The following is an 18,239-nucleotide window of genomic DNA, read 5'->3' as shown; positions in this document are numbered from 1 at the left end:
ACCGATTGCAGCAGTGTCCCTCAGGCGTTCCGCGCATCCTCGGCCATCATGGCGGCCGCCTTGTCGGCGATCATCATGGTGGGCGAGTTGGTGTTTCCGGAGGTGATGGTCGGCATCACCGAGGCATCGGCAACGCGCAGTCCCGCGATGCCGCGCACCCTGAGCCGCGTGTCGACAACGGCGAGCGGATCGTCGTCGCGGCCCATGCGCGCCGTGCCGACGGGGTGGAAGATGGTGGTGCCGAGATCGCCGGCGGCGCGGACCAGCTCCTCGTCGCTCGTCAGATGCGCGCCGGGCCGGAATTCCTCGGGCGAGAAGCGCGCGAGCGGCGGGGCGGCGGCCAGCCGGCGCGCGAGGCGGATGGCGTCGACGGCGACGCGCCTGTCCTCCTCGGTGGAGAGGTAGTTGGGCGCGATCGCCGGCGGCACGTGCGCGTCCGGGCTCTTCGCGTGGACCGAGCCGTGGCTCGTCGGGCGCAGGTTGCACACGCTCGCGGTGAAGGCGGGGAAGGGGTGCAGCCTGTCCCCGAACTTGTCGAGCGACAGCGGCTGGATGTGGAACTGCAGGTTGGGCGTCTCGTACTCGGGCGAGGAACGGGTGAAGATGCCGAGCTGCGAGGGGGCCATGGTGAGAGGCCCGCGCCGGAAGAGCGCATATTCGAGCGCCATGGCGACGCGCCTCGCAAGGCGCCCGTAGTCCTCGTTGAGGGTGCGCACGCCCGAGACCTTGAAGATGGGGCGCAGCTGCAGGTGATCCTGCAGGTTCTCGCCGACGCCGGGCAGGTCACGCACGGGCTCGATGCCGAGCCCGGCGAGCCGGCGCGCATCGCCGATGCCGCTCAGCTCGAGCAGCTGCGGCGTGCCGATGGCGCCGGCGGCGAGCACCACCTCGCCGCGTGCACGCATCGTGAAGCGCTCCCGGCCGCGGGAGAAGACGATGCCCGTGGCGCGGCCGTCCTCGACGAGGATGCGCTCCACATGCACGCCCGTCTCGAGCCTGAGGTTGGGGCGGCGGAGCGCCGGCTTCAGGAAGCCGCGCGCCGCGCTCCAGCGGCGTCCGTTCTTCTGGTTCACCTGGAAGTAGGACGAGCCGAAGTTGTCGCCGGTGTTGAAGTCCGCCACCTTGGGGATGCCGAGGCTCTCGGCCGCGTCCTGCACGGCATCGAGCAGCTCCCAGCGCACGCGCGGATAGTCGACACACCACTCCCCGCCGCTGCGGTGCAGCGCGTTGGGCGGGGCGACGTGGTTCTCCATGGCCAGGAAGTGGGGCAGCACGTCGTCCCAGCCCCAGCCGGGAAGGCCCATCTGCCGCCAGCGCTCGTAGTCCGCCGCCTGGCCGCGCATGTAGATCATGGCGTTGATGGCCGAGCAGCCGCCGATGACCTTGCCGCGCGGATAGGCGAGCTCGCGCCCGTTGAGGCCCGCCTCGGCTTCCGTGCGAAACATCCAGTCGGCACGGGGATTGCCGATGGCGAAGAGATAGCCGACGGGGATGTGGAACCACACCCAGTTGTCGCGCCCGCCAGCCTCCAGCACAAGGACGGTGCGCCTCGCATCGGCCGACAGGCGGTTGGCGAGCACGCAGCCGGCCGAGCCGGCGCCCACAACGATATAGTCGAACGTTTCCCCCTCACCGTTCGCAGGTGCCACGTTTTCCTCCCCCCAAGGCCGGTCGTTCTTGACGTGAAGGAGGACACAACACGGCGATCCATGGCAAGCCGTGCGCGGTGATGCTTTGGGCGGGACTGCCTGGTCGTTCTAACCATGGCAGCGACTTCTTTACGGAAAAGCGGTTCAATCTGACCGCAAAGCTCAGTACGGTCTGCGGGTTGCCGTACCGGGCCCGCCACTGGCTGCCGGAGAAACATGGAACGCGATCCCATAAGACTTTCCTGGCGCAGCAGCCGGGGCCCCAACCTGGGGATCGCCTTTGTCGGTCTCCTTCTGGCGGGAGCGGTCTTTCTCTTCCTTTTCGTCCTGGCGACCCTGATCGACGACGTCGTCATCGGCGGGCGTTTCGCCGGTGCTGATGCGCGAGTGCCGTTTCTGCGCCTTTCCTTCGGGCTGCCGCGAGTCCTCGGCGGCGGCAGTATCGTCCTGTCCGAGGGCATCCCTCTTGGCCGTGATCTCTATCTGACGGCTGCCGTCGCCACGCTCCTTGCCCTCATCCTCCTGCAGGTGGCGCTGAGGGCGCTTGTCGCCCTTCTGGCGGCGGCGGTGTCGCGCCGGGCCGCGAACGGGCTGCGGCAGGACATGTTCAGGCGCATCGTGACGGCCCGGCCCTCGGCGCAGGACGAGGCGGAGACCGCGGCGCGGCAGATTGGCGAAGGGGTCGGCCGCCTCGCCCCGGCACTGGGCGAGGCGCTGGCCGTGCCGCTCGCCGCCGGTGCGGAAATCGTCGTCATCCACGTGTTCGGCTTCGTGCAGCATCTGTGGATCGGGCTTCTCTTCCTCGGCGGGGCCATTGCCGCGGCCGCGCTGATGCGGCCGCTCCAGGAGGCGCGGGCAGCCGCGGGCCTCGTCGCACGCGAGAACAACCGCGAGGCGGGGCGCATGGCCGAGGAAACGGCCCGGCGGCTGCCGGCCATTCGCGTCCACGGCACGGGGCAGGCGGAGTTCGGCGCCTTCAACGCCATGCTGGCGCGCCAGTCCGGCCGGCTGGCGGCAGGGGCACGGCGTCATGTCGCCCGGCAGGCGCTCGTCGCCGTCGTGCGCTACGGCCTGCCGGCGCTCTTCATCGTCATCGCCGGCAATCTCGCCGCCGAGCGCGTCCTGACTCCCGGCGCCTTCGTGGCCGGACTTTTCGCCGCCTTTCTGATGCTGCGGCCGGTCGACGCGGTCATGCGCTGGCTCTCCGGGCAGTACGACGGCCGGGCGGCGCTCGAGGAGATGGCCCGCGCTGTCGGCAGCCTCAACGCGCGTGCCGACCGGCGCGAGCGGTCGGCGCGCCTTCCGCAGTCCACGCCGCAGCGCATCTCCGTCGAAGGGCTCGCGGCCTTCGACGCGCATACTGGCCAGAGGCTCGAAGGCGTCGACATCGCCCTCGACCTGCCGGCGCACATCGCCCTCGTCGGGCCGCCGGGGTCGGGGACGGACGTGTTCGCCGCCGTCCTCGCCGGGGCGCTTGATCCCGCGGCAGGGCGGGTCCTCGTGGACGGCGTCGACCTGCGCGACATGTCCGACGACTACAGGGCGTCCGTCATCGCCTATGCCGGTGCCGAGCCGGTCATGCTCGACGGCAGCCTGAGGGAAAACCTCACCTATGGCGCGCCGCCGGAGCTGACGCGGGACAGCGAGGCCTGGGATGACCGGCTGATAGCCTCGCTCAAGCTCGTGGGGGTCGACGCCGAGGTCTACAGCCTAGGCCTCAACGGTGCAGTGGGCACCCACGCGGCGGCACGCCTCGCCCCGTTCATCGCCGACGCCCGCCGCGCCGTGCGCACGGAACTCGCCTCCGCCGGCATCGAGGATCTTGTCGATCCCTTTGCTGCCGAGCGCTACAACCGCCACGGCACGGTGGCGGAGAACATTCTCTTCGGCGTGCCGGTGGGCGACACCTTCGAGGAGCGGCGCCTCGCCCGCAATCCCTTCCTCAGGGCGGTGCTGGAGGCCGAGGAGCTGACGCGGCCGCTCGCGGACATGGGGCTGGCCATCGCCACCCAGATGGTGGAGATGTTCGCGGGCATTCCCGACGACAATGCGCTGGTCGAGCGCTTCGCCTTCTTCAGCGCGGAGGAGCGTGGCCGCTACGAGAGCCTGATTGCCCGCCGCGTACAGCGCCGGCGCAACGAGCAGGCCGGGGACCGCGATCTGCTCATCGCGCTCGCCCTGCGCTACGTCGAGACGCGGCATCGCCTCGGGCTGCTCGACGAGGCGCTGGAGGCGCGCATTCTCGCCGCCCGGCGCACCTTCGCGCGCCTTTTGCCGCCCGGACTCGCGCCGGCCATCGAGTTCTGGGATCCGGAGCGACTTTGCAGCGCAGCCTCGCTCAGCGACAACCTGCTTTTCGGCCGCGTGGCCTATGACATCGCAGGTGCGGAGGAACGGGTTCACGCCGCGGTGCGGCGCGTGCTCGCCTCGCTTGATCTCGACGCCGAGGTGCTGCGCCTCGGGCTCTCCGCCCGCGTCGGGCCGCGCAAGGGGCTCGCCTCGCCGGTGCCGGAGCGGCTCGTCGATCTCGTCCGCTGCCTGGCGCGCGAGCCGGGCGTGCTCGTGGTCAGCCATATCTTCGAGGGCATGACACGTGCCGGCGCCGAGGCGCTGATCGACCGCCTGCACCGTGGCCTTGACGGCCGCAGCCTGATCGCTGTGCTGCCGCCGGGCCTGCCGGAGGACTGCCTCGACCGCACCGTCCGTTTCTCGCGCACCGGGCTGGTGCAGCCGCAAGCGGAGGCCGACATGATCGAGGGATCGTGAGCCCAGCGAATCATGACATCAATGTGCGCTAGCGCACGTCGTTTGCGGCTATTCTAAAGTAAGAACGTCAGATGGCTATGGACAACAAACCCGCCGAGGGTGATCTCAGCGTCCGCTTCTGGGGCGTGCGGGGGTCGCATCCCGTGTCGGGACTGGACGTGTGCGCGTTCGGCGGCCACACGGCCTGCGTTGAGGTCCGCTGTGGCGAGCGCCTGTTCGTGATTGATGCCGGCACCGGCATCACGCGCCTCGGACAGGCGCTTGGTGCCGACGCTCCGGCGCAGATCGACCTGCTTCTGAGCCATCTACATCTCGACCACGTCATCGGCCTGCCCTTCTTCCGGCCGGCGCTGATGAAGGGCACGACGCTGCGGCTTTATTGCGGCAATCTCGGAGGGGAAACCGCCGAGGTGGCGCTCGACCGGTTGTTCGCGCCGCCGCTCTTTCCGGTGAAGCTCGCGCAACTGCCGGCGACCATCGAGCATGTCGGCTTCCATGCCGGCGAGACGCTGACCTTCGATGACGGCGTCGAGGTCCGCACCTGCCCGCTGCAGCATCCCTCCGGCGCGACGGCCTATCGTTTCGATCACCGAGGGCGCTCGGTCTGCTATGTCAGTGACATCGAGCACGACGAGCTCGGCCCCTGGCCGCACGAGGAGCTGCTTGCCTTCGTCCGCGATGCCGACCTCGTCATCTATGACGCCATGTATACCGAGGCCGAATATTGCCGCTGCCGCGGCTGGGGCCATTCGACCTGCGATGCAGGCGTGGCCCTGTGCCGGGCGGCAGGCGTCGGCCGGCTGGCCGCCTTCCATCTCCACCCCTGGCATACGGACGCCGATCTCGCCGACATGGAGCGGCGCCTCGACATGATGATGCCTGGCTCCTTCGTGGCGCGCGAGGGGCAGGAGATTCACCTTACTGCGGCCCGCGCGGCCGCCTGAGGTGTTGCCGCCGTTCGCCTGATGCTTGCGGCTGCGCCGCCATCGGCTATTGTCGCGCCGCCGGCCCGGAACGGGGCGGTTCGTAATCGGAGCGCGACGTGACGGCGCTGTTCGCCACCACCTGCCTCGGCGCCGCCCTCCTGGCGGCCGTCGCCATCGTTCTTCTGCGCCCGCTGCTGCAGCGCTATGCGCTGGCACGCCCCAATGCCCGCTCGAGCCACCGTATCCCGACGCCCCAGGGCGGTGGCATCGCGGTGCTCGCGGCCGCGCTCGCCGTCGGTGCCGTTGCCGCCATGCTCGGCCTGCCGCCACTCGATGCCGGGACTGTTGCCGCTCTCTTCGCCGTCGCACTTTCCGCCGTCGTTCTCGCGGGGCTCGGCGCCTTCGACGACATCCGCCCGCTGCCGGTGCTGCCGCGCCTGGGCGTGCAGTTCGCCGCCGTCGCGCTCGTGGTCGTCGCGGCGACGAACGTGCAGCGCCTCGGGCCGGACTGGCTGCCCCTTGGCGTGGAGCAGGCCGTGCTGGTGCTCGCCGGTGTCTGGTTCGTCAATCTCGTCAACTTCATGGACGGGCTGGACCTGATGACGGTGGTGGAGTTCTCGCCGCTGTGTGCCGTGCTCGCCGCCTTCTCGCTCGCGGGCGTCTTGCCGCCGGCCGAGGGCGTCCTCGCAGCTGCCCTGCTCGGCGGCCTCCTGGGCTTTGCGCCCTTCAACCGCCCGGTGGCGCGGCTCTTCCTGGGCGATGTCGGTTCCCTGCCCATCGGGCTCATCGCCGGCTACCTGCTCCTCGTGCTCGCCAGCCGCGGCGGACTCGCCGCCGCCATCCTGCTGCCGCTCTACTATCTCGCCGACGCGACGCTGACGCTCCTGAGGCGCCTCGTGCGCGGAGAGCGGGTGTGGCAGGCCCACCGCAGCCATTTCTACCAGCGCGCCACCGACAACGGCTATTCGGTGCCCTCCGTTGTCGGACAGGTGCTGGTGCTCAACCTGTACCTTGCGGTACTCGCCGCGTTCTCGCTCGGCGCCAGCGCGCCGGCGCTGCAGGCAGCCATCGTCGGCCTCGGGGCGGCGGGCGTCGGCTTCGTGCTGCTGCGTTTCTCCCGCCCGCGCGCGGGCATGGCCACGGCATGACGGCGGGCGGGTGCGGCACCATCCTCCTCACCGGGGCCTCGGGCTTCGTCGGCCGGCATGTGGCCGCGGCCCTGCGCGAGGCGGGCTACGCCGTCCGCGCCGCCGTGCGCGATGCGGGTCGCGCGCCGCCCGGCACCGAGCCCTTCCTCATCGGCGACCTTGCCGCGCCGGTGGACTGGGGGCCGGCGCTTGAGGGCGTCGACGCCGTCGTCCACGGCGCCGGCATTGCCCATGTGGGGCCGGATGTGCCGGAGGCGCGCTACCAGGCGGTGAACACCGATGCGACGCTGGCGCTGGCCGATGCCGCCGCCGGCCGCGTGCGCCGGTTCGTCTTTCTCTCCTCCGTCCGCGCCCAGTGCGGGGCAAGCTCCCCGGTGACCGTGCGCGACGATGATGCGCCGGCCCCGGGCGACGCCTATGGCCGCTCCAAGCTCGCCGCCGAGCGCGGCCTCGCCGAGCGGGGCATCGACCATGTGTCGCTGCGGCCCGCGCTGGTCTACGGCAAGGGCGTCGCCGGCAACATGGGGGCGCTCGTCAGGCTGGCGCGCCTGCCGCTTCCGCTGCCTTTCGGCGGCCTCGGCGCCCGGCGTTCGCTGCTGGCGGTCGAGAATCTTGCCGATGCCATCGTGCACGTGCTCGCCGCGCCTGCCCCGCTGTCGGGCCCCATGCTCGTGGCGGATGCAGAGCCGGTCTCTCTGCCGGAGATCGTTGCGGCGCTCCGCGCCGGGATGGGGCGGCGCCCGGGCCTCGTCGGTGTCGACGAGCGATGGATTGCGGGGCTGCTGCGGCTCGCCGGCCGGCAGGACATGCTGGAAAGGCTGGCCGGCGCGCTCGTCGTCGAGCCGGGGCGGCTCACGAGGCTCGGCTGGCGGCCTGCCCTGCCGACGGTGGAAGGCCTGCGACGGCTTGGGGCTGCCGGCGGCTGAACTCTGGAATTGCCTCGGCCATCACCGCCTCGGCGGCGGCCCGGTCGTAGGTGCGGGTGGCGTCCGCGAGCCGCGCCAGCCAGCCGGCCATCCTCTCCTTGTCGGCGAAGATCGGCTCGGCCGCCATGACACCTTCGATGCCTGTTTCCATCATCGGCTCATCGCGCGCGAACAGGATCTCGTGCAGCCGCTCGCCGGGGCGCACGCCGGTGATGGCGATCTCGATGTCCACACCGGGCTCGAAGCCGGCGAGGCGAATCATGCGCTCGGCGAGATCGTAGATGCGGACCGGCTGGCCCATCTTGAGGACGTAGACGGCGGCGCGCCGGCCGGTGCCCGGGGCGGTACGCCCCTCTGCATCCGCATGGGACGCGGCGGTGAGGACGAGGTCCGCCGCCTCGCGCACCGTCATGAAATAGCGGACCATGTCCGGATGGGTGACGGTAACGGGCCCGCCGCGGGCGATCTGGGCCTTGAACTTCGGCACCACGGAGCCGACGGAGCCGAGCACGTTGCCGAAGCGCACGGCAATGAGGCGCGTGCCGTTGCCGCCGTTGGCCGTCTCGGCGTCGAGCGCCTGGGCGTACATCTCGGCGAGGCGCTTGGTGGTGCCCAGCATCGACACGGGTTCGATGGCCTTGTCGGTCGAGATCATGACGAGGGCGCGCGCACCGACGGCGACTGCGGCGTCGGCGACGTTCACGGAGCCGAAGACGTTGGTCTTGATGCCCTCGCTCCAGTCCTGCTCCAGATAGGGCACGTGCTTCAGCGCCGCGGCGTGGAACACGACATCGGGCGCGAACTGGCGGAAGATGTGCTCGATGCGCTCGCGGTCGCGCACGTCGGCGATGCCGCCCTCGATGCGCGTCGCGGCATCGAGGACGGAAAGGTGCTCGGTCACTGCGTGCAGCGCCGGTTCCGAGCTTTCCAGCACGTAGAGCGCGTCGGCGCCGAAGGCGGCCACGCGGGCGCAGATCTCGCTGCCGATGGAGCCGCCGCCGCCCGTGACCAGCACGCGCTTGCCGCGGATGAAGCGGGCAAGGCGCGCCTTGTCGATCTCCACCGTTGGGCGCAACAGGAGGTCCTCGATATCGACGGGCGCGAGCGTGAGATCGCGCACCCCCTCCTCGTCGAGGCCCTGCAGCCGCGACAGCGGCAGGCCGAGGCGCCGCGCCCGGGCGAGCAGGGCGTCCGCCTCGGGCGCGTTGATGGCGCTCGGCGTCATGACGAGGCGGCGGACGTTCACCCCGCGCTCGGCGAGGTCGGAGATGGCCTGTTCGAGGTCGGCAAAGGTGCCGAGTACCGGCACGCCGCGGATGGCCTGGTCGAGGTCCGACTCGCGCGGCGAGAGGATGCCCTTGGCGGCGATCTTGGAGAAGGCGCCGCTCTCGATGGCGCGCAGCGCCACCTCCACCTCCGCGCTGCGCCCGAGGACGAGAGAGGCGGTCGCATCCTGCCGCTCGATGTTGTGTCGCGACTGGGCGTACTTCAGATAGCGCCAGGCGAGCCGCGGCCCTCCGAGCAGGAACATCTGCAGCACCCAGTAGAGCGCGATCGTGATCTTGCCGAAGAAGAAGAAGCCGTAGAAGCGCGACGAGGCAAGGACGTAGTCACCGACGAGCAGCGCCAGCGCCAGGATGGTAACGGCCTTGAAGATGTTCGACAGGTCGGGCAGCGAGGCGAAGCGCCAGCGCGACCGGTAGAGGCCGAAGTACCAGTAGGTGACGGCCGCGATAGGCACGAAGACGAGCAGGACGTGCGGCAGCAGCGCCAGGCGCTCGCTGAACTGCGCACCTTCGAAGCGCACGGCGAAGGCGAGCACCACCGCAAGGATGGTCGCGGCGATGTCGTGGACGATGATCAGCGTCTTCTTCGCCAGGAGTCGGGACAAGAATCTGGAGCCGTTCTGGTTGGGTGAAGCGGGGTATCTGCCCGGCAGGGCGGTTTGTCAACGCGCCCGAAGGGGTGGATCAGGAGGCCCGCACCGTCTCGCAGGCCGGATGCGACGCCTCCTGCCGCTCCGCACCGAGGGCGGCCAGGATGAAGTCGATGAGCTCGTCGAGGGTAGGCTGCGGGATGTCACGGCACATGACCAGCACGCTCGGATGGCAGAAACGTGTCATCGCTGCCCGAACGCACGGGCCGGCCACCTCCGGATCGACGCCGCGGAACTCGCCGGCCTCCAGGCCCTCGCGCACGAGCCTGGTGATGATGGTGTCGATGTCGCGGATGTGATCGTGGATAACCCGCCAGCTTTCCGCGATGGCGACGGCCACCATCTCCTGGATCTTGGCATCCGCGTCGGCGAACTCGGCCATCATGATGTGCATCTCGGCGAGCATGCGTCGCATGCGCGCTCGGGCGCTGCCGGGCTCGCTGGCGATAGCCTCGAGCCGGGCGCGCTTGCGGCCCGTCATGCGCCGGGCCACCGCCTCGTTGATGTCCTGCTTGGAGGCGAAGAAGCGGTAGACGTTCGCCGGGCTCATGGAGAGAGTCCGCGCGATGTCGGCGACGGTCGTCTTCTGGAAGCCGATGTCGCGAAAGAGCTCTTCGGCAGCGGCGATGATGCGCTCGCGGGTGTCCGGGCGGGGGCTGCCGTCCGTCATGGCAGGTGATCGACTTCTCTCGAACCGAATGCCCCGACCGCTCGCCGGGCGGGGAGTTTCGGCTAGAGGTATGACGTTCCTTCTCACCCGTCAAACGGAGCCTGGCGCAAGCGGGCGCCAGGGCAGGACGAGCAGGCCGTCCGGCCGCTCCTCGTGCAGGGCGTGGACGCCGAAGACGTCGGCCAGAATGGCAGGCGTCAGCACCGCCTGCGGCGTGCCGGCGGCGACCAGTTTCCCACTGGCCAGGATGGCCACCCGGTCGGCGTAGCGCGCTGCCAGGGCGAGGTCGTGCATGACGACGGCGACGGCCCGGCCCCTGCGCGCCTCGTCGGCGAGCACGCCCATCACCGCGAGCTGGTGGCGCGGGTCGAGGGCGGCGACCGGCTCGTCGCAGATGAGCACCGGTGCCTCCACGGCGAGCGCGCGGGCGAGCAGGACGCGCGCCCGCTCGCCGCCCGAGAGCGCGGTGACGGGCCGATCGGCGAAGGCCTCGCTGTCCGTGGCACGCATGGCGCGGCTGACGGCGGGGTCCGTCCGGCCTGTTGCCGGCCCGCCGCCGTGGGGTACGCGCCCCAGGGCGACCACGTCTGCCGCCGGCAGCGGCCAGGCGACACTGCCGCCCTGCGGCAGGTAAGCGATGGCGCGCGCCCGTTCGCGGGCCGGCAGCGACGCAAGCAGCCGCTCGCCGAGGAGGACGGTGCCTGCCGCAGGCCGGACGAGGCCGGCCATCACCCGCATCAGGGTGGTCTTGCCGGCGCCGTTCGGGCCGATGATGGCGGTAAGGCTGCCGGGCGCGAGCGTCAGGTCGACGCCGTCGAGCACCTGACGGCCGCCGAGGCGGGCAGCAACCCCGCGGACCGAAAGGGGCAGGCCGGTCATGCGGGCGCTCCCGCCAGTTCCGCCCGCCGGCGCAGGATGATGTAGAGGAAGAAGGGTACGCCCACGATGGCGGTCAGCACGCCGACCTTGACCTCGCTGGCGGAAGGGATGACGCGCACGGCGCAGTCGGCCGCCGTCAGCAGCACCGCTCCCGCGAGAGCTGCCGGCACCAGCGTGCGGCGCGGATCGTGACCGACGAGCGGGCGCACGATGTGCGGGGCGACGAGGCCGACGAAGCCGATGGTGCCCGCAACCGCCACGCTTGCGCCGACACCGACGGCGACGCCGGTGACGATGGCCAGGCGCAGCAGGCGCACATCGACGCCGAGACTGCGCGCCGCCTCCTCGCCGAGCGCCAGCGTGCGCAGTGCCCCGCCCTGGGAGAGCAGGAGCGCGGCCCCGACGAGCGCAAAGGGGCTCACCAGCGCCACGTGGCGCATCGTCCGGTCTTCCAGCGAGCCCATGAGCCAGAAGACGATCTCCGTCACGGCGAAGGCGTTGGGCGACAGGCTGATGGCGAGGGAGGTGGCGGCGCCCGCGAGGCTGGAGATGGCGAGACCCGCGAGGACGAGGACGACGAGGCTCGCGCTCTCGCCGGCGACGAGAATGACGACCAGCACCGACAGAAAGGAAGCGGCGATGGCGGCGAGCGGCAGAGCCGGCGAATAGACCTCCGCATAGCCGAAGTAGATGACAACGACGGCGCCGAGGGCCGCCGCCTGCGGCGCGCCGAACACGGACGGCGCCGCGAGGGGGTTGCGCAGCAGGCCCTGCAGGGCGGCGCCGGCGAGGCCGAGCGTCGCCCCGATGATGATGGCGAGCAGGGTGCGTGGCAGGCGGATGTCGCGCACGACGACCGCGACTCCGCCGTTGCCGAGGAGCCCATCCATCACGGCAGCGGGCGTCAGGCGCGCCGGGCCGAGCATGAGGGAGAGCGCGGAGAACGCCACGAGGAGAATGACAAGCGCCGGCACCAGCCAGCGGCCGGGGCGATGGGCCGCCGCCTCCTCGACTGTCCTTGCCCGCTCCCCGTCCATCGCCTCACCAGGTGGCCCTGAGGCCGGCATAGACCGAGCGTCCTGCCGTGCCGAAGTTCTTCACCTCCTCATACCGCGCATTGGTGAGGTTTTCGCCGCGCAGGAAGATCGATACGCGCTCCGACACATCATAGGAGGCGAAGAGGTCGAGCCGGGCATAGGGCGGGAGCCTGTCCTGCTCATGCGCGGACGAATAGCGCGTGTCGACGAGGACGAGCGAAGGGGCGATGACGAGGCCCGGCGTGGGCGTCAGCGTGAGGCCGATGCGCGCGGAGTTCTCCGGCCGGCGGGCGAGTCTCAGGCCGGTGCCGAGATCGAGGGCGATGAGGTTGGTGTAGGCGACATCGAGGCCGAGCATGCCGGGGATGATGTCGGCCTTCGCCGACAGCTCGAAGCCGCTCGTCTCGGCTCGTGCCACGTTGACGAAGCAGCCGAAGGTCTGGTCCGGCCGGCAGGACGGGTCGCTCTGGAAGTTGATGAGATCCCGGTAGCGGTTGAGGAAGACCGTGCCCGAGAGGGTGAGGCGGCCGTCGAACAGCTTCTGGTCGATACCCGCGTCGACGCCGAAGGAGCGCTCGGAGCCCAGCGCCGCATTGCCGTAGACCGGGTCGAGGCGCTGGTAGAGCGTCGGGGCCTTGGCGCCGGTGCCGGCGCTCGCCCGCAGCACCGTGTCGCTCTCCGTGATGTCGTAGGCGAGGGTCGCGCGCCAGGTGGCGAAGCGGTCCGCGCCCTCGATGTCGTCGATGCGCCCGCCCAGCGACAGGTTGAGGCGATCAGCGATGGTAATCTGGTGCAGGGCGAAGAGCGAGCGGGTGGTCTGGGCGGCGTCGGCCAGCGTCGTGCGCGCTCCCGGCACTGGCAGCACAGGCTGGCTCGTGGTCTTCATCGTCTCGCGCTCCACCTGGCCGCCGAAAGTAAAGAGGCCGAAGTCGTCGAGCGAGAGGTCGCCCTGGTAGGAGGCGCCGATGCGCCCACCAGTGAAGCCGTCCTTCGACCAGTCCGTCACCGGCGCGGCCGCGGCGCCGTAATAGCTGATGGAGCGATAGTCGCGCGCCGTGCGGTTGGCATAGACGAGGAAGGTGTTCTTCAGCCGACGGTCGAAGGTGTAGACCGTGGCCTTGGCATGCACCTGCCCGAAGCGCTGGATGCCCGAAGACGGCGTGTCGGGAAAGGCACCGAAGGCGGCGTCGGTTTGTGCGTAATTGAAATAGGCTGAGCCACCGACGTCGAATGTCACGTCTTCGCTTGGAGAGAAGCCGAAGCGGGTGCTGAGGCCGAAGCGGCGTGCGCCGTCGTTCTCCAACGGCCACGGGTGCTGCGCCTGGAGGCGGCCGATGCGGTAGCCCCAGCGCGAGAAGCCGGCGGTGTCGTATGTGTTGAGCGAGACGGCGTAGTTGAAACGCGAGTCGCCCCCCGACACGGCGGCCTGCAGGCCCTTGCTGCCGTAGCTGCCCCCCTCCGCGGCGATCGAGGCGCGCGGCTCGCCGCGTCCCCTGCGGGTGATGATGTTGATGACGCCGCCGATCGCATCCGAGCCGTAGAGCGCCGACTGCGGGCCGCGCAGCACCTCGATGCGCTCGATGTCCGTCGGCACGAGCAGCGAAAAGTCGAACTGGCCGCTGCTGGTGGAGGGGTCGTTGACGCGCACGCCGTCGATCAGCACCAGCGTCTGCCCCGCCTCTGCGCCGCGCAGGCGCACGGCGGTGGTGCCGCCGGTGCCGCCGGTCTCGCTGATTTCGAGGCCCGGCACGCGGCGCAGGGCGTCGTTGAGCGTGCGAGCGCCGGAGCGGCCGATGTCCTCGGCGGTGATGACGGTAATGGCGCTGCCGGCGCGGGCCACCGCCTGGGGGCCGCGCGTCGCCGTTACGACGATCTCGCGCAGGCTGATGGTTTCCTCGCCGGCGGCGCCAGCGGCAGACAGGGTGACGAAAAACAGGAGAAATGCGGCGCCGGTGAGCGCCCGGCCGGTGGACCCGGTCATGAAAACCTCCATTCCGCCCCTCCGGCGGATGTCAGGGTTGCCTCGCGCGCTGGCCGGTCTCCTGGCTTGCGGGTCCTTGCGGCGATTCGGCCTTCCCGGAGCCTTCAGGCCCCAGTGGCTTCGTCGAATCGCTGCTCGCCGCTCACAGTTGCGGGGGCAGCCACGGCCTTGCACCGTGTTCCCGTTTCACCCCGCCGAAGCGGGGCACCAACGCATCACCCTCTTTAGGACAGACCGCGGCCCGGTCGCAAGCATGCACAGCATGTGCGGGGCGTTGGCATTTGCACGGGGGCCAGGAGCGCCGTAAGCCTGCGGAGTGTCGTCCTTCGGGGCCATGGGGGATTCGGACGGTGAGGATCATTCTCGCACTGGCGGTCTTGCTGGCGTCGGGACTCGGCATTGCGCCGGCCTTCTCCGCTGCCGCCGGCCGGCCTGCACGGCCCGAGCGGGTCGTCTCCCTCAACCTGTGCGCCGACCAGTATCTGCTGGCGCTCGCCGACCGGGCGCAGATCGCCTCCCTCAGCCCCCTGTCGCGCGATCCGGAGTATTCCTTTCTCGCCGGCCGCGCCGGCGACCTTCCGGTCAACGGCGGCACGGGGGAGGAAATCCTGGTCGACGAGGCCGACCTCGTGCTCAGTGGCCGCTATGGTACGCGCGTCAAACGCGAGATGCTCCAGCGTCACGGTGTGCCGATGATGGTGCTCGACCCGTGGCGGGACGTCGCCGAGGGGCGGGAGCAGCTGCTGGCCGTTGCGGCGCGGCTCGGCCATCCCGAGCGGGGCGACGCGCTCGTCAGGGAGATCGACGCAGCCCTCGCGCGCACGAAGGGCATCGCCCGGCGTCCGGCCACGGTCCTCATCCTCCACCGGCGCGGCTATGTGCCCGGCGAGCGCTCGCTCGTCGCCGAACTCCTCAGACACATGGGGCTGACGCCGATGCAGGCCCGCCTCGGCCTGCCGCTGGGCGGCCTGGTGCGCCTCGAGCAGCTCGTCATGGACCCGCCGGACTTCGTGGTGATGGACGAGGACGATGCCCGCGCCATCGACAACGGCACGGCCTTTCTGGTGCATCCGGCGCTGGCGCAGCTGCTGCCGCCCGAGCGCCGCCTGTTCCTGTCCGACCGGCTCACCATCTGCGGCGGGCCCTCGACGCCGGCGGCCATCGACGCGCTCGCCGCCGAGGTGCGCGCCAAGGTCAACGGGGAACGCTAGGCAGAGGTCTCGTGCGTCCGCTCCTGAGCGATGGCGAGGAGCGCATCCACGTCCATGTGCTGGCCGACGTGGGCGGCGAGCCTGTCGAGCGCCTCCTCGACGCTGCGCTCGTAAGCGAGGCTGGTGCGGAAGCTGCCGCCGCTCGCCTGGGCGAGGAAGGCCCTGCGGAAGTCGTCGGCGGAAAACATGCCGTGCAGATAGGTGCCCATGACGAGCCCGTCAGGCGACATGGCGCCCTCCCGTTCGCCCGCGATGCGGAAGGGGGCCCGCACGCAGTCTGGCCCCTCGCTGCGGCCGATATGGATCTCGTAGGCGGTGACGGTGTAGCCCGTCTCGGCATGGAGGGCCTCGACCGGCCGCACCGTCTTGTCGCCGGTGAGGACCGTGTCGATGTCGAGGAGGCCGAGCCCCGGCACGACGCCCGGCGCCCCCTCGACGCCTTCAGGGTCGGCGATGGTGCGGCCGAGCATCTGGTAGCCGCCGCACAGGCCGACGACGCGCCGCCCGCGGCGCACATGGGCCAGGATGTCGATGTCCCAGCCCTGGTCCCTGAGAAAGGAGAGGTCGGCGATGGTCGCCTTCGAGCCGGGCAGGGCGATGAGGTCGGCATCGGCCGGGATTGGCCGGCCCGGCGGCACGAGGATGAGCGAGATGCCGTCCTCGAGCCTCAGCGGATCGAGATCGTCGAAATTGGCGATGCGCGGCAGGACCGGGGCGGCCACGACGAAGCTGCCGCCTGGCTTGCGGCCGGTGCCATCGAGGTCGAGCGCGTCTTCCGCCGGCAGCCGGCTCGCCTCCCGCAGCCAGGGCAGCAGGCCGAGCGGCCGCCAGCCCGTGCGCTCGGCGATTGCCGTCATGCCTGCGGAGAACAGGGCGGCATCGCCGCGGAACTTGTTGACGAGGAAGCCGCGCACCATGGCGCGGTCGGCCTCGTCGAGCACGGCATGGGTGCCGACGAGGCTGGCGATGACGCCGCCGCGGTCGATGTCTCCGACGAGCACCACCGGCACGCCGGCTTCCGTCGCAAAGCCCATGTTGGCGATGTCGCCGGCGCGCAGGTTGATCTCGGCCGGGCTGCCGGCGCCCTCGACGATGACGAGGTCGGCGCCCTCGCACACCTTGGCAAAGCTGCCGAGGACGAAGGGCATAAGCGCCCTGCGCCGGGTGCCGAAGTCGCGCGCGTCGAGGTGACCGTGAAGCCGGCCCTGCACGATGAGCTGGGCGCCGCGGTCGCTCTCGGGCTTCAGTAGCACGGGGTTCATGTGCACGGTCGGCTCGGCGCGCGCGGCCCGCGCCTGCAGCGCCTGGGCGCGGCCGATCTCGCCGCCGGACACCGCGGCGGCGTTGTTGGACATGTTCTGCGCCTTGAAGGGGCGCACGACGAGGCCGCGCCGGGCGAAGAGGCGGCACAGGCCCGCAACGATCAGCGACTTGCCGACGTTGGAGCCGGTGCCCTGGATCATCACCGCAGGTGTCGCCATCAGTATTCGATGCCTTCCTGTGCCTTCACCCCGGCGTTGAAGTGATGCTTGACGAGCGCCGCCTCCGTGACGAGGTCGGCGGCCGCGATCATCTCCGGCTTGGCGTTGCGGCCGGTGACAACGACGTGCAGGTCCGGCCGCCGTGCCGCGAGCGTCGCCACCACCTCCTCAAGCGGCAGGTAGTTGTAGCGCAGGGCGATGTTGAGTTCGTCGAGGATGACGAGGCGGATGTCGTCGCGTGCCATCAGCTCGCGCGCCTTGTCCCAGGCACGCGAGGCGGCGGCGATGTCGCGCGCCTTGTCCTGCGTCTCCCAGGTGAACCCCTCGCCCATGACGTGCCATTCGACGAGGTCGGCGAATCGCTCCACGGCACGCCGCTCGCCGGTGTCCCAGGTGCCCTTGATGAACTGCACGACGCCCACCTTCCAGCCGTGCCCGAGGGCGCGCAGCATGAGGCCGAAGGCGGCGGTGGACTTGCCCTTGCCGGGGCCGGTGTTGACGATGAGAAGGCCTTTCTCGCGCGTCTTCGACGCCACTTTCGCGTCCTGCAGGGCCTTGCGCCTGGCCATCTTCTGCTGGTGGCGGGCGGCTTCCTCGGGCGTGATGTCTGTCATTGGGTGGGCCCCTTAACGGTGAGAGGAAGGCCGGCGACCATGAGGATGACCTCATCGACGACGGCGGCGAGGCGCTGGTTGAGGAGGCCGGCATGGTCGCGGAAGCGGCGGGCCAGCGCGTTGTCCGGCACGATGCCGAAGCCGACCTCGTTGGCGACGAGGACGAGCGGCCGGCGCCGGCTGGCTACGGTCTCGACAAGCTGCCGGCAGGCGGCCTCGACATCCTCGTCCGCGAGCATGACGTTGGTCAGCCAGAGGGTCAGGCAGTCGACGAGGACGGGCGCGCCTTCGGGCGCGGTCTCGATGGCCTCGGCGAGGGCGCGCGGCGCCTCCACCGTATGCCACTGCGGGCCCCGCTCCTGCCGGTGGCGGGCGATTCGCTCCGCCATTTCGTCGTCCCTGGCCTCGGCCGTGGCCACATAGATCCACGGTCCCGGCATCGCCCGGACCAGTGCCTCGGCATGGCGGCTCTTGCCCGAGCGGGCGCCGCCGAGAACGAGGTGGGCGGTGGGGCGTGCCGTGTCCTGCATGGCTCCGGCATGCCATGGCGGCACAGCGGCGGCAACAGCAATCTCGGCAAGAAAAAAGGGCCCCGCGGGCCCTTCTTTCGGGATCCGTCTGGTCTCGGCGTCAGATGGAGGCCGAGATCCACTTCGACAGTTCGCTCTTCGGCAGGGCGCCGACCTTCTGGCCGGCGAGCTTGCCGTCCTTGAACATCATGAGGGTCGGGATGGAGCGGATGCCGAACTGGGCTGCCGTGTTCGGGTTCTCGTCAACGTTGAGCTTGACCACCTTGACCTTGCCGGCCAGTTCCGTGGCGATTTCCTCGAGCGCGGGCGCGATCATGCGGCAGGGTCCGCACCACTCGGCCCAGAAATCGACGACGACGGGTTCTGCGGACTTCAGGACATCAGCCTCGAAGCTCGCATCTGTCACCTTCGCGGTCGCCATGATGAGTTCCTTTCCGTATGCGCGGCGCAAACTGCGCCGCCAGTCGCCCCGAACGTAGGAAGGT

At 70.5% G+C, this 18,239-nt stretch carries 15 protein-coding genes and 1 riboswitch; of the genes, 5 read left to right on the top strand and 10 right to left on the bottom strand.

Annotation, left to right across the window (positions count from 1 at the left end; translation table 11 throughout):
* Nucleotides 1-20 precede the first annotated feature (20 nt).
* The gene (locus HNQ73_RS05030) at nt 21-1,649 is read right to left on the bottom strand and encodes a GMC family oxidoreductase (protein ID WP_183332869.1); all 1,629 of its coding nucleotides are present in this window, start codon (nt 1,647-1,649) and stop codon (nt 21-23) included.
* Between the two features lie 216 nt (nt 1,650-1,865).
* Here HNQ73_RS05030 and HNQ73_RS05025 point away from each other — a divergent pair, with 216 nt between their 5' ends.
* From HNQ73_RS05025 to HNQ73_RS05010, 4 genes are all read left to right on the top strand, one after another.
* Entirely contained in the window at nt 1,866-4,415 is a 2,550-nt protein-coding gene (locus tag HNQ73_RS05025) for an ATP-binding cassette domain-containing protein (RefSeq protein WP_183332867.1), read from the top strand.
* 71 nt (nt 4,416-4,486) lie between these two features.
* Nucleotides 4,487-5,359, top strand: coding sequence for an MBL fold metallo-hydrolase (locus tag HNQ73_RS05020; protein ID WP_244649887.1), 873 nt, complete (start codon nt 4,487-4,489; stop codon nt 5,357-5,359).
* A gap of 98 nt (nt 5,360-5,457) precedes the next feature.
* The gene (locus HNQ73_RS05015; protein WP_183332865.1) at nt 5,458-6,489 is read left to right on the top strand and encodes an MraY family glycosyltransferase; all 1,032 of its coding nucleotides are present in this window, start codon (nt 5,458-5,460) and stop codon (nt 6,487-6,489) included.
* Entirely contained in the window at nt 6,486-7,415 is a 930-nt protein-coding gene (locus HNQ73_RS05010; protein WP_183332863.1) for an NAD-dependent epimerase/dehydratase family protein, read from the top strand. The genes HNQ73_RS05015 and HNQ73_RS05010 overlap by 4 nt, the downstream gene beginning before the upstream one ends.
* Here the strand turns inward: HNQ73_RS05010 and HNQ73_RS05005 are convergent.
* The 5 genes from HNQ73_RS05005 to HNQ73_RS04985 form a co-directional block, all read right to left on the bottom strand.
* Nucleotides 7,342-9,306: an SDR family NAD(P)-dependent oxidoreductase gene (locus HNQ73_RS05005; RefSeq protein WP_183332861.1), complete on the bottom strand. Its 1,965-nt coding sequence runs from the start codon at nt 9,304-9,306 to the stop codon at nt 7,342-7,344. The two genes, HNQ73_RS05010 and HNQ73_RS05005, sit on opposite strands and share 74 nt — an antisense overlap.
* Before the next feature lie 79 nt (nt 9,307-9,385).
* Nucleotides 9,386-10,021, bottom strand: a complete 636-nt coding sequence (locus HNQ73_RS05000; RefSeq protein WP_183332859.1) for a TetR/AcrR family transcriptional regulator — start codon at nt 10,019-10,021, stop codon at nt 9,386-9,388.
* A gap of 90 nt (nt 10,022-10,111) precedes the next feature.
* Nucleotides 10,112-10,900 carry an ABC transporter ATP-binding protein gene (locus HNQ73_RS04995; RefSeq protein WP_183332857.1) on the bottom strand — a complete coding sequence of 263 codons (789 nt, stop codon included), beginning with the start codon at nt 10,898-10,900 and terminating at the stop codon, nt 10,112-10,114.
* Complete coding sequence (locus HNQ73_RS04990) at nt 10,897-11,967, bottom strand: FecCD family ABC transporter permease (protein WP_373284861.1); 1,071 nt, start codon at nt 11,965-11,967, stop codon at nt 10,897-10,899. The genes HNQ73_RS04995 and HNQ73_RS04990 overlap by 4 nt, the downstream gene beginning before the upstream one ends.
* Complete coding sequence (locus HNQ73_RS04985) at nt 11,942-13,918, bottom strand: TonB-dependent receptor plug domain-containing protein (RefSeq protein ID WP_183332855.1); 1,977 nt, start codon at nt 13,916-13,918, stop codon at nt 11,942-11,944. Before HNQ73_RS04985 ends, HNQ73_RS04990 begins: the two co-directional genes overlap by 26 nt.
* A gap of 34 nt (nt 13,919-13,952) precedes the next feature.
* Nucleotides 13,953-14,145, bottom strand: a riboswitch (cobalamin riboswitch).
* Between the two features lie 123 nt (nt 14,146-14,268).
* Here HNQ73_RS04985 and HNQ73_RS04980 point away from each other — a divergent pair.
* Nucleotides 14,269-15,129: an ABC transporter substrate-binding protein gene (locus HNQ73_RS04980; protein WP_244649885.1), complete on the top strand. Its 861-nt coding sequence runs from the start codon at nt 14,269-14,271 to the stop codon at nt 15,127-15,129.
* Here the strand turns inward: HNQ73_RS04980 and HNQ73_RS04975 are convergent.
* The 4 genes from HNQ73_RS04975 to trxA form a co-directional block, all read right to left on the bottom strand.
* Entirely contained in the window at nt 15,126-16,610 is a 1,485-nt protein-coding gene (locus HNQ73_RS04975; protein ID WP_183332853.1) for a cobyric acid synthase, read from the bottom strand. The two genes, HNQ73_RS04980 and HNQ73_RS04975, sit on opposite strands and share 4 nt — an antisense overlap.
* Nucleotides 16,610-17,224: a cob(I)yrinic acid a,c-diamide adenosyltransferase gene (gene cobO / locus HNQ73_RS04970; RefSeq protein WP_183332851.1), complete on the bottom strand. Its 615-nt coding sequence runs from the start codon at nt 17,222-17,224 to the stop codon at nt 16,610-16,612. Before cobO ends, HNQ73_RS04975 begins: the two co-directional genes overlap by 1 nt.
* Complete coding sequence (cobU, locus tag HNQ73_RS04965) at nt 17,221-17,754, bottom strand: bifunctional adenosylcobinamide kinase/adenosylcobinamide-phosphate guanylyltransferase (RefSeq protein WP_183332849.1); 534 nt, start codon at nt 17,752-17,754, stop codon at nt 17,221-17,223. Before cobU ends, cobO begins: the two co-directional genes overlap by 4 nt.
* A 100-nt stretch (nt 17,755-17,854) precedes the next feature.
* The gene (trxA, locus tag HNQ73_RS04960) at nt 17,855-18,175 is read right to left on the bottom strand and encodes a thioredoxin (RefSeq protein ID WP_183332847.1); all 321 of its coding nucleotides are present in this window, start codon (nt 18,173-18,175) and stop codon (nt 17,855-17,857) included.
* Nucleotides 18,176-18,239 lie beyond the last annotated feature (64 nt).

It is taken from the genome of Chelatococcus composti (assembly GCF_014201415.1).
Classification (GTDB): Bacteria; Pseudomonadota; Alphaproteobacteria; order Rhizobiales; family Beijerinckiaceae; genus Chelatococcus_A; species Chelatococcus_A composti.
Note: the sequence above shows the minus strand (reverse complement) of the source record. Positions and strands in the feature narration are given on the sequence as shown.